Annotated in this window: 13 protein-coding genes and 1 pseudogene; all 14 read right to left on the bottom strand. The window is 42.6% G+C overall.

The genetic code is table 11. The annotated features are described in order from the left end of the window. Nucleotides 1–38: 38 nt before the first annotated feature. Nucleotides 39–811, bottom strand: a pseudogene (locus AT864_RS00630) (protein-glutamate O-methyltransferase CheR). 83 nt (nucleotides 812–894) lie between these two features. Further along, a complete protein-coding gene (gene ndk, locus AT864_RS00635) occupies nucleotides 895–1,341 on the bottom strand; it encodes a nucleoside-diphosphate kinase (RefSeq protein WP_044742253.1) in 447 nt (148 codons plus the stop codon). A 102-nt stretch (nucleotides 1,342–1,443) separates the two neighbouring features. Further along, nucleotides 1,444–2,406: a heptaprenyl diphosphate synthase component II gene (gene hepT / locus AT864_RS00640; RefSeq protein WP_044742252.1), complete on the bottom strand. Its 963-nt coding sequence runs from the start codon at nucleotides 2,404–2,406 to the stop codon at nucleotides 1,444–1,446. 28 nt (nucleotides 2,407–2,434) lie between these two features. Next, nucleotides 2,435–3,139 (bottom strand): demethylmenaquinone methyltransferase, encoded by a 705-nt coding sequence (locus AT864_RS00645; protein WP_066145455.1) that lies wholly within the window; start codon nucleotides 3,137–3,139, stop codon nucleotides 2,435–2,437. Between the two features lie 4 nt (nucleotides 3,140–3,143). After that, nucleotides 3,144–3,959 carry a heptaprenyl diphosphate synthase component 1 gene (locus AT864_RS00650; RefSeq protein ID WP_066145458.1) on the bottom strand — a complete coding sequence of 272 codons (816 nt, stop codon included), beginning with the start codon at nucleotides 3,957–3,959 and terminating at the stop codon, nucleotides 3,144–3,146. Between the two features lie 113 nt (nucleotides 3,960–4,072). Then, the gene (gene mtrB, locus AT864_RS00655) at nucleotides 4,073–4,294 is read right to left on the bottom strand and encodes a trp RNA-binding attenuation protein MtrB (RefSeq protein WP_044742249.1); all 222 of its coding nucleotides are present in this window, start codon (nucleotides 4,292–4,294) and stop codon (nucleotides 4,073–4,075) included. A 31-nt stretch (nucleotides 4,295–4,325) separates the two neighbouring features. Further along, nucleotides 4,326–4,892 (bottom strand): GTP cyclohydrolase I FolE, encoded by a 567-nt coding sequence (gene folE / locus AT864_RS00660; RefSeq protein ID WP_044742248.1) that lies wholly within the window; start codon nucleotides 4,890–4,892, stop codon nucleotides 4,326–4,328. Between the two features lie 308 nt (nucleotides 4,893–5,200). Then, complete coding sequence (locus AT864_RS00665; RefSeq protein WP_149917072.1) at nucleotides 5,201–5,473, bottom strand: HU family DNA-binding protein; 273 nt, start codon at nucleotides 5,471–5,473, stop codon at nucleotides 5,201–5,203. Nucleotides 5,474–5,947: 474 nt separating this feature from the next. After that, on the bottom strand, nucleotides 5,948–7,426 hold the full coding sequence (spoIVA, locus tag AT864_RS00670) for a stage IV sporulation protein A (protein WP_044742246.1): 1,479 nt from the start codon (nucleotides 7,424–7,426) through the stop codon (nucleotides 5,948–5,950). 136 nt (nucleotides 7,427–7,562) lie between these two features. Continuing rightward, nucleotides 7,563–8,282: a hypothetical protein gene (locus AT864_RS00675; RefSeq protein ID WP_044742245.1), complete on the bottom strand. Its 720-nt coding sequence runs from the start codon at nucleotides 8,280–8,282 to the stop codon at nucleotides 7,563–7,565. 27 nt (nucleotides 8,283–8,309) lie between these two features. Further along, the gene (locus AT864_RS00680) at nucleotides 8,310–8,513 is read right to left on the bottom strand and encodes a DUF2768 domain-containing protein (protein ID WP_044742244.1); all 204 of its coding nucleotides are present in this window, start codon (nucleotides 8,511–8,513) and stop codon (nucleotides 8,310–8,312) included. Between the two features lie 179 nt (nucleotides 8,514–8,692). Then, the gene (locus tag AT864_RS00685) at nucleotides 8,693–9,721 is read right to left on the bottom strand and encodes an NAD(P)H-dependent glycerol-3-phosphate dehydrogenase (protein ID WP_066145460.1); all 1,029 of its coding nucleotides are present in this window, start codon (nucleotides 9,719–9,721) and stop codon (nucleotides 8,693–8,695) included. A 21-nt stretch (nucleotides 9,722–9,742) separates the two neighbouring features. Continuing rightward, nucleotides 9,743–11,053, bottom strand: coding sequence for a ribosome biogenesis GTPase Der (der, locus tag AT864_RS00690; protein WP_066145463.1), 1,311 nt, complete (start codon nucleotides 11,051–11,053; stop codon nucleotides 9,743–9,745). 94 nt (nucleotides 11,054–11,147) lie between these two features. After that, complete coding sequence (locus tag AT864_RS00695) at nucleotides 11,148–11,747, bottom strand: hypothetical protein (RefSeq protein WP_066145465.1); 600 nt, start codon at nucleotides 11,745–11,747, stop codon at nucleotides 11,148–11,150. Nucleotides 11,748–11,899 lie beyond the last annotated feature (152 nt).

Raw genomic sequence — 11,899 nt, forward strand, 5'->3', positions numbered from 1 at the left:
AAAAAGAACTCATCAATGACGATGAATCCTTTCGATTTTCAGTCTATTTTCCGATAAAAAAACGTGTCTTCCGTCTCAAATCCATAAGAGAATGGATTGAAAATTTGCTCCGTGCTTCCAACGAAAAAAATACCGTCTGGACGCAGCGCTTGGCTAAATTTATGGTACAGACTGTGCTTCGCTTCTTCGGTAAAATAAATAAGGACGTTTCGGCAGACGATCAAATCGTAGTTCGTATCGAACGGATCCGCAAGTAAGTTATGCTTTTTAAACGTGACCGCGTTTTTTACATTTTCGTCTATTTTATAATACATTCCTTCTTTTGTAAAAAACTTTTTTTCATATCCTCTGGCACTTCCTGCAACGAACGTTCTGCATAAATCCCTAGCTTGGCACGGCGAATGGCATTGTCGTCAATGTCCGTTGCCAAGACAGATAGTTGTGAAAGCGGTAAAAGCTTGGATAAAATCATCACGAGCGTATAGGGCTCTTCTCCTGTCGAGCAAGCTGCGCTCCATATTTTTAAACGACGGTTTCGCTCGAGTAGCTTAGGCAAAATTTTTTTCTCAAGCACTTCCCATCGTTTAGCATTCCGATAAAACTCCGACACGTTGATCGTCATGCGATCAAGAAACTCGTGAAAAAGCGCTTGGTCTGCCTCTATTGCTTTAAAAAATTCTTGAAAGCTTTTAAATCCTCTCTTCTCATAGAGAGAGGTCAGTCTTCTTTTCATTTGCGCTTCTTTATATTGGGACAAATCAATTCCCGTTTTTTTTCTAACACTTATCACAAATTGCTGGTAATCGTCCATTTGTGTTTCTCCTCTTCCTCATTACCATGTGTTACGTATAAGAAAAGCGACTGGCCCTTTCTTGGAGCCAATCGCTTGCTATATTAATACACCCATTCATGGATCAACTTTGAATAGTTGACAAGCTCTTCTTTTTGGAAAAATAAGTTGATCTCGCGCTCGGCACTCGCTGGCGAATCCGATCCATGAATCACATTTTTGCCGACCGTTAAGCCGAAATCGCCGCGAATGGTGCCAGGAGCCGCTTCTTGAGGGTTTGTTTTGCCCATCATTTGACGCGCTGTTGCAATGACATTTTCTCCTTCCCATACCATGGCAAATACAGGACCGGATGTAATAAAGTCGACTAATTCTCCAAAAAATGGACGCTCTTTATGCTCCGCATAGTGCTGCTCCGCCAATTCCCGGGAAACTTGCATCAGCTTTGCGCCAACCAACTGAAATCCCTTTTTTTCAAAGCGAGATACGATCTCGCCGATTAAATTACGTTGAACCCCATCAGGCTTGACCATTAAAAATGTTCTTTCCATTGTTTATACGCCACCCCTAAAAAAGTTATGTACTAGGAAAAGGATTCCCACAAAAATAGTAACATTGTTTCTCTTAATTAGCAATATTCAACATGAAAGCGTTTAAAACTTTCTTTTGCCGATATACTTTGCTAAATTTCGCAATGTTGAACGGGCTTTGCTTTTTGGAAGCTCGTCTAATATGTCTAATGCTTTTTGCAAATACCAATCGCTTAATGCATATGATTTTTCAATCGCACCGGATGCTTTGATGCAATCAATAATCTCTTTCATTTCACCGGCCGATGTACCGGGGTGGACGCGTACAATTTTCTGTCTTGCATCGGCATTCTCCATGGCAAACAAAGCAGGCAAGGTAACGTTTCCTTGCAGCAAATCGCTTCCTGCTGGTTTGCCTAACTGCTTTTCTGTACCAATAAAGTCAAGAATATCATCTGTAATTTGAAACGACATACCCACATAATATCCAAATGTATAGAGACGCTCAGCTACTTCTTGGGGAGCGTTTGCAGCGATGGCTCCCAACTGACAGCTTACAGCAATCAGTAGTGCCGTTTTTCGCTTAATACGACGCAAATAACAGCGAAGTGATTGGTCAAAACGATATTTATCTTTAATCTGTTCAATTTCACCGCGGCACACTTCGACAATAGCATGCGCCAAAATGCGATGAGCCACCGGATTTCCTATTCTCGTCATCCGTTCAAGTGAACGCGCAAAAATGTAGTCTCCTGTATACATGGCAAAACGGTTGCTCCACTTCGCTTTGATTGTCTGCCGTCCCCGCCGCAGCTCAGCATCATCAATGACATCATCGTGAACAAGCGAAGCCATATGAATCAGCTCGAGAGCAACAGCCACATGCTTGATTCGCTCAATATCGTATTGCCCAAATTTGCCGCTGAGCAGCACAAAGACTGGGCGAATTCGTTTACCGCCCGCCTGGAGCAAATGAAGAGCGGCTTCGCTCAGCAACGAATAATCGGACTGAATCGCTGCTTCCAGCTCCTTCTCAATCACTTGTAAATCCGCATCCAAAAACGCATACATCGCTTTTAACTTCATTATGTTCACCTTAATCTTTTATAATGCGTCACGGCTTATATCCTAGATGCATGGCAGCTGCGCCAAATGTATACGGCTTGACTTCGATATTGATAAATCCAGCCTTCTCGAACATGCGCGCCAGCTCTTCCATCCCTGGAAAATCTCGTGCTGATTCTTGAAGCCATGAATACTCCTCATAGCTTTTCGCAAAAAGCTTTCCTAACACCGGCATAATAAAGCGGAAATAAAAGTAATACAGCTGGCGAAACCCGATGAGCGTTGGCTGTGATGTTTCTAAACAAACCGCTTTTCCGCCCGGTTTCAGCACGCGGCGCATTTCTTTCAGCACAGTCATATAATCCGGAACATTTCTTAATCCGAATCCGATCGTCACATAGTCAAATGTATTATCGGAAAACGGAAGCTCCATTGCATTCCCGTGGATTAATTCCACATTGTGCAACTGCCGTTCATTCACTTTTTGCTGCCCAATTTGCAACATATTTTGACTAAAATCAAGCCCGTAGACCTTTCCATCCGGACCTACCGCCTCGGCTAAAGCAATGGTCCAATCACCCGTGCCACAGCAAACATCTAGCGCTTTCGTCCCTTTTTGCACCTTCATGCGGTTCATCGTATCTTGGCGCCATTTTAAATGGCGATTAAAGCTGATGACGGAATTCATCCGATCATAATTTTCATAAATTTTTTCAAATACGTGATGAACTCGTTCCTCTTTCGATCGTTGCATCGTCTTACCCTTCTTCCACTGTCTTTTTAACAATGACAGAAAAATTGCTAATAAGCTCAGAAAGCCGTGTTTGCAGCAGTTCGTTGCACTCGAGCTTCATGTTGAGCAGCTCCTCTTTGCAATGCTCAATATAGCGGTTGCAAATATGAGACAAATAATGCTTTTGTTCTTTTGCGATCCCTTTATTTTTTGGAAAAACAATGCTTGCCATCTGATCAAACAAAACCGATGTCCCGTGCTTCATGAGGCGCTCTTTTTCACGGGCAATTCGTTTCAGCAGCAAAAAATAGTAGGCAAATTTTGACCATGACGGTAAGGAGATGTGCTCGCCGATTTTATAAATTAACGACGATTCAATGACGGCAACGCTATGAAACAGCGCTTCGATTCGCGTAATATCCTTTTGGTACAAGCGAATCTTATGTTCATTAATCTCTTTGATGGCTTGAGCAAATACATGAATCATTTCCAAATTGTTCTTTTTGGCTAAATAATCATAATACAGCCCGCTATACAAATCTCCGGCAAGCACCGTCAATTGCCTTGTCTTCAACTCACGATCCTGCTGCTGTGGAAGCGAATTTGTCACTTCATCATGGGTATCAAGGGCGATTTGCACAAGCATCATCGGAACAACGTACCCGTCTATCTCATCAAAAGAAAGATCCGCACTCTCCAGCATTGACAGCGACAATAGAATCCGATCCTCATCAATCACATGAGCAGATATATGCTGCAATAAATACGGATGATGAAGAAAGCGCCCGATTTGTTCTTTTAGAACCGCAATTTTTTTCATGATGTGTTCCAATACGATCACCCTTGCTCCCCAAAATTCGTTTTCAATGCATAGCGCATTTAATTATAGCATAAAAATTCGCGAATGGCTCTAGTTTCGATAGAAAAAGGACAACAGAAATGCACGTTCTACCGCTATTTTTTCGCTTCCGAATGAATTTCACCGTGATTTGTCTGAATCAATGCATTTCCTCTGACCTTAATAGCAGATGTATGCTCTGTAAATTGCGCAATTAGCACTTCTCCTTTATCCAGCTTTTCAGAATGGTGAAAGCGCGTATCTGCCCCTCTTGTTAAACCGATGACACTAACGCCGTCCTCCAGCGCTTTAATGACGATATAGTCACTATTATACATCCAATTGCCCCCTTTCAACTTAACGGCAGGTTTACCCTTTTATCAACGACAGAATTTCCGCACGGGCGGTGGAATCCGTTTCAAGCGACCCGCGTACGGCTGTCGTCACCGTTTTTGCTCCAGGCTTTTTCACTCCGCGCATCGTCATACACATATGTTCTGCCTCTACCACAACCATAACACCATGAGGATCCAACGTTTCCACAATTGCATCCGCCACCGTCGCTGTAATCCGCTCTTGAAGCTGTGGACGACGCGCCACTGCCTCAACCGCCCGCGCGAGCTTACTGAGCCCTGTCACCTTTCCACCACGCGGAATATAAGCAACATGTGCGACACCAAAGAAAGGAACTAAATGATGCTCACACATAGAAAAAAACGGGATGTCTTTGACAAGCACCAATTCTTCATGCTCTTCGCTAAAAACCGTCTGAAAATGCTCTTTAGGGTCCTCATTCAATCCAGAAAACATTTCCGCATACATCTTTGCTACCCGTTTCGGTGTATCTACTAACCCTTCTCGATTAGGATCTTCACCAATCGCTTCTAAAATCAGGCGAACCGCCTGTTCAATTTGCTCATAATTCACATTTGACATCTTGCTCTACATCCTCCTGCATCGCACAAAATCTCTTTGTAAGTGATCCGAACCGAAATGATCAGCCGTCCGCTCATCTTGGAGCGAGAACTTTCTTTCCACATGCAGCGCCCGAAATCAACTGGGCTTTCCTTTTTTCAAAATGAAAAATACCATAAAGACAAACATGATAAATGATTGATATAGCTTATTATGTATAAATGAGGGGGGCCTGTAATCCGATTCTAGCACATATGGGAAAAAAAAAGCAAAAAAAGAAGGGCGACGAAACCGCCTTGCCCTTCTTTCCAGCTCTTTTTATGTAGCAATTACTTTACAGCATCTTTAAGAGCTTTACCTGGTTTGAACGCAGGAACTTTGCTCGCAGGGATTTCCATTTCTTCCCCTGTTTGTGGATTGCGTCCTTTACGAGCTGCGCGCTCACGAACTTCGAAGTTCCCAAAACCGATTAATTGCACTTTATCGCCATTTTTAAGCGCTTCTGTAATGGATTCAAAAACAGCATCGACTGCTTTTGTTGCGTCTTTTTTAGAAAGGCCGCTAGTTTCTGCAACCGCATTGATTAATTCTGTTTTGTTCATGCCATTCACCTCCTCCCAAGGGCTAATCAACATGCTTATTCCATTTGTTCACAATTTCGCGTATTTCTATACGTATCAAGCAATATTAAATTGTCGACATGCCTATCTTAAACGATTCATCGGCATAATTCAACATATTTTCAGCAAATGAATGTAATTTAGTCACATTTCACCAATGAAACTAAGTTTTGCTGATAAAAGATTATCATATGTCTTATTTGTTCGCAAGATGAAACCCTTGTTTTTTCAAGGCTTTTATTTATTTTCTTTCAATAGGGTCCTTCCTCTTCATAAAAATATGGCTATAAAGCCAGCAAAACTCTCTTCCGGCGAAATGGTATACCAAGCCTCTATGCGGCGGACGATCGTCAAAAAAAAAACGGGAATTCCCCTTTTGAAGACATTACGACTAAGTTTATCAAGAAAGTTCGTTCAACAAAAAAAGACCCCGAATCGGAGTCTCGGTTTCTCGTTTTATAAAATAATGGCGATTAATCCTCCAGAACCTTCGTTGATGATGCGTTCAAGCGTTTCTTTTAATTTATAGCGCGCGTTTTCTGGCATTAAAGCGAGCTTCGCTTGAATTCCCTCCCGCACGATGGAGCTAAGTGAACGTCCAAAAATGTCGGAATTCCAAATGGAAAGCGGATCATCTTCAAAATCTTGCATTAAATAACGGACTAGCTCTTCGCTTTGCTTCTCCGTACCAATGATTGGAGCAAATTCTGACTCAACATCCACTTTAATCATATGAATGGATGGAGCAACCGCTTTTAGACGTACACCAAATCGTGAGCCTTGGCGGATGATTTCCGGCTCATCTAAACTCATATCCGAAAGCGCTGGAGCGGCAATGCCATATCCTGTTTGTTTCACCATCTTTAAAGCATCCGCGATTTGGTCATATTCCGCTTTTGCATGCGCAAAATCCTGCATCAGCTGAAGCAAATGATCCTTCCCGCGAATTTCAACGCCAACAACCTCTTTTAGGATTTGGTCATACAGATCATCCGGTGCGTATAAATCGATTTCAGCCACTCCCTGCCCCATTTCAATACCAGCAAGGCTTGCTTTATCAATAAAATCATATTCACCGAACTGTTGCACAACCCGGTCAACATCACGAAGCCTTTTAATATCTTTCACCGTGTCTTTAACGGCTTCTTGGTAGCTTTCACGGAGCCAATGATCTTCACGAAGCACCATGACCCAGCTCGGTAAATTCACATTCACCTCAAGCACCGGAAATTCATATAATGCTTCACGGAGTACGCTGTATACATCTGCTTCGCGCATGCTTTCAACGCTCATGGCCAGCACAGGAATATCATATTTTTCACCAAGCTGCTGGCGGAGCGCTTCCGTTTCCGGATGATGCGGACGGACCGTATTGATAATCATGATAAACGGCTTTCCAACTTCTTTCAGCTCGTTAATCACTCGTTCTTCCGCCTCTACATAGTTTTGCCGCGGAATTTCTCCAATCGTGCCGTCCGTCGTAATCACGACGCCGATCGTTGAGTGTTCTTGAATCACTTTTCTCGTCCCAATCTCCGCTGCTTCTTGAAACGGAATCGGCTCTTCATACCACGGCGTATGAATCATGCGCGGGCCGTTTTCATCTTCATATCCTTTCGCACCTGTTACGGCATATCCGACACAATCAACAAGCCGAATATTGACTTCTAGCCCGTCATCAACGCTTACCTTAACCGCTTGATTGGGTACAAACTTTGGTTCAGTTGTCATGATGGTTTTACCGGCGGCGCTCTGTGGCAGCTCATCTTGTGCGCGTGCCTTATCTGCTTCGGTTCCGATATTCGGAATAACCACAAGCTCCATAAATTTTTTTATAAATGTCGACTTGCCTGTTCTAACAGCTCCGACTACTCCTAAGTAAATATCGCCGCCTGTTCGTTCCGCGATATCTTTGAAAATATCGACTTTTTCCAAATGACTCCCCTCCAGTCTTTGAGTCGTTGTGGCCCTATAGGACACTATATGAATATGATGTTGTCCTATTCATTTATGACTAAAATAAGAAAAAATCCCTTCTCTAGAATGTATTCAGAAGAGAAGGGATCATGACTTATTTCGTTAAAAAAATCGGTTCGTTATGCTCATCGATTGTATAGGGAAGAGAATAAGCCGGAACAAATAAAGAGTTTTTTACTAGCAGATCGCGAATATCATCGCCCGGCTTATATGATGCCTTTGTTTTTTTCAGCATGTCATATAAATCGATCCGGTAATCCACATAAATCTCGCCATTATAATCAATCACAAACGGCAAATTATTTCCGGAAAACGGACTAATCGCATATGGCGGTTCCTTATATCCGAGCTTTTTATAGTCCAGTGTAAACACACCTTTCGCCACCATATTCTTAAATGGCGGATATCCATGGGAATCACGGTACATTTGCAGGCGCAGCTTTAGATCACGGATTTGATCCGCCATCCGCAAATCAAGTAATTTTACTGTTGGATTGGTTTCAGCATCAACAATGACATACTGGAAAATCCCCCCGCTTTCAAACGCATTTCCTGGCGGCTCCTGCATATAGCGTGGAACAAGCATTTGAAAGTCGATCGGATATTTTTGATAAATGGGCGTTTTCATATCTCGTGTTTTAATCGGCAATAGCCCCCCCGTTGCTTGGCGGTATTGATCAACGGCTTGCTGTACACTTGCTACTTGGCTTTCATGCGGAATTTGGTTTTGTTTTAATCGTTCATCCGGATATAAACAACCGGCTAATAGCAGCACCATGACGCTAGCAATCATCCATCGTAGAGCTAATTTCATCCTAATCTCCATCCTTTTGCCTGTCCATTATTCTGGCGTTGGCCCGCTAAACACAACAAAAATAATAATAATTCCAGCTAAAATCATTAATATGTAAGCTATTAGCGCAAGCACTGCTTTCACGGCCTTGTTTTTTACTTTATAACGGCTGATATAAATCGAAAAAACAGAAATAAACATAAAAACCATCGAAGTAATGGCAATCCACATTTTCGCTAATCCCGGCGACATATTCGTTCCCCCTTTTTTCGACAACTATTATACAAGATTGGCAGCAAACTACGCAAAAAAAACTGAAGTAAAGTGGGGCTCTTTACTTCAGTAGACTAGTACCCTTTGTCCGGAAGTTCAAGTCTATGAATGTTCGTGATATTGTATGCATCGGTCAGCACCCTGGCATCATCGAATGCCTATTTTTCTAAAATATTGATTAAATCTTCCATTTCATTCGTTTTCATGCGCGCCATTAATGAATCTGCCCCTTCTTTCGGATCTTTTCCGTTAAACAATACGTCGTAAAGCACCTCAGTAATGGGCATTTTCACATTCAGCTTTTTAGCAAGCTGATGAGCGGCTTTGGTTGTTCTGACTCCTTCGACAACCATTCCCATACTTTGAAGCACTTCATCCAGCGGATTTCCTTTACCGAGTAAATGTCCTGCTCTCCAATTGCGCGAATGCACGCTTGTACACGTAACAATTAAATCGCCAATGCCCGCCAACCCTGAGAAAGTCAACGGATTCGCCCCCAGCGCGCAGCCTAATCGCGCAATTTCCGCAAGCCCTCTTGTAATAAGAGCCGCCTTGGCGTTATCTCCGTATCCTAATCCGTCTGTAATCCCAGCGGCAAGGGCGATAATATTTTTTAATGCTCCGCCAATTTCAATCCCGATTAAATCTGGATTCGTATAGACCCGAAAATACTGCGAGTTCATAAATAAATCTTGAACGCGTTCAGCTGCCGTCATATTTTTCGACGAAACGGTTACTGTCGTCGGATGGCGCAGGCTCACTTCCTCCGCATGGCTCGGTCCCGACAACACAACGACATCCTGCAAAAGCGTTCCCATTTCCTCTTCAATAATCTCCGAAATTCGTTTATGTGTATCTGGTTCAATTCCTTTGCTAACCGTTACAATCGTAATCGGTTGTCGCAGACATTGCTTTACTTTTCTGAGCACCTCGCGAATGGCCTTAGTTGGAACAGCCAGTACAGCTGTGTCAATCGCTTCAAGTGCCTCGCTCAAAGAAGAATACCCCGTAATTCCTTCAGGAAGCTGAATTCCCGGCAAATATTTTTCATTTGTCCGCTTTTCGTTAATTTCTTTGATTTGCTCAGGGCGTTGGCCCCATAAACGAACGCTATGGCCATTATCGGCCAGCACCATGGCCAGCGCCGTGCCCCAGCTTCCCGCCCCCAATACCGCAATTTGCTCCACTCTTATCACTTCCTCACCATATTATTTTCTTGGTCTAGCAATTAGTTTAATGGGCGTGCCTTCAAAGCCAAATGCATCCCGAATCCGATTTTCTAAAAAGCGTTCATACGAAAAATGCATCAGTTCTGGATCATTGACAAACACAACAAATGTCGGCGGCTTGACTGCTACTTGGGTGACATAATAAATTTTTAAGCGCTGACCGTTATGGGTCGGCGTCGGATTCATCGCTACAGCATCCATAATGACCTCGTTTAAGACATTTGTTTGCACGCGCATTGCGTGATTTTCACTAACCGTTTGCACAAGCGGCAACAGTTTATGCAGACGCTGCTTCGTTTTTGCTGATACAAACAAAATCGGAGCATAATCAAGGAATTGGAAATGATCACGAATTTTTCGTTCAAATTCTATGAGCGTTTTATCATCCTTTTCCAGAGCATCCCATTTATTGACGACAATGACAACTCCCCGTCCTGCTTCATGAGCATAGCCGGCAATTTTTTTATCTTGCTCGATGATTCCTTCTTCTGCATTTAATACGACAAGAACGACATCGGATCGTTCAATCGCTTTGAGCGCACGCAAAATACTATATTTTTCAGTGCTTTCGTAAATTTTGCCCCTTTTTCTCATACCGGCTGTATCAATAATGACGTATTCTTGTCCCTCACGCGTAAATGTTGTATCGACAGCATCACGCGTTGTGCCGGCCATATCGCTTACAATGACGCGCTCTTCCCCTAAAATAGCATTTACTAACGACGATTTCCCGACATTAGGACGGCCAATTAAGCAAAACTTAATGACATCATCCTCATAATCGGATTCAGCTTGCTTAGGAAAATGCTGAGCCACGGCATCCAATAAATCTCCAAGTCCTGTGCCATGCGATCCCGAAATTGGATACGGTTCACCAAATCCAAGAGCATAAAAGTCATAAATCAGATCCCGCATATCCGGGTTGTCGATTTTATTGACAGCCAGCACAACCGGCTTATTGGAGCGATGCAACATTTTGGCTACCTCTTCATCTGCTGCCGTTACCCCATCGCGACCATTCGTCATAAAGATAATCACATCCGCCTCATCAATTGCAATTTCTGCCTGCTGGCGAATCTGTACTAATAAAGGTTCGTCACCAATATCAATTCCACCTGTATCAATCACATGAAATTTATAATTTAACCATTCAGCACTGCTGTATATCCGATCTCGAGTGACTCCCGGCACATCTTCAACAATCGAAATGCGTTCGCCAGCAATTCGATTAAAAATGGTCGATTTTCCCACATTTGGACGACCAACAATCGCTACTACTGGATTGGCCATTATATCATCCTTTCCTTCATTCTGATTACGGCGACTCAAAAACACAGCTGTTTTATTTTATCAAAAACGATCACACTCAACAATAGAAAGAGCGCTATAACGGTTTATTTCGTTTCATCTGTTTGTGGACCATATCAGCATAAACAGAAATATTTTCCAATGCTGACCATAAGGCCAGACACACACATGAAAGTGATAGTTCATCCAAAAAGGCAAGCGAACCAATCGCATAAGGAAACGAATACGTCTTGATTACGAATGCATACATCATTTCTCCTTGGCAACTTCCAGCAATGATACATAACAATCTTTCTGGAAAATGATGATGCAACATGAGGCAGACAAATGTTAACATGATCGCGACCATCCACGTTTTGTCAATCAGCATCCAGACAGGATCAATCAAAATAAGCAGATGGAAGGCAGCATACACAAATGAAACCATCATCATCGATAGCAACATATAAACAAGCTTCCAGCCACTTTTTTTAGTGATAAAATAATAGGCAATCACAAGAGCGAATAAAAAAGATAAAGTGATAGAAAAAACGCCAATGGTTATATGATAAATAGAAAGCATAATGGAAATAAGCACAGCGGCGGCTAGCATAGTGCGCGCTTTTGTTTTTTTCATTAAAAATGTAGCAAAAATCCAGCATGCCCACGAGCACCAATAAAAATAGAATCCTTCCACATGAATCCTCCCTTCTCTTTCCATTATTTCATGTTTTCTAAAAACCTAACCCTTGTCATCACCTGTATAGACTCGAATCAAAAAAGAAAGAACCATCGAAAATCATTGGCAACCACCGGAAAATCAAATTGCATTTTTTCACATAGCAAACG

The sequence above is a fragment of the Anoxybacillus sp. P3H1B genome (assembly GCF_001560855.1).
Taxonomy (GTDB): domain Bacteria; phylum Bacillota; class Bacilli; order Bacillales; family Anoxybacillaceae; genus Anoxybacteroides; species Anoxybacteroides rupiense.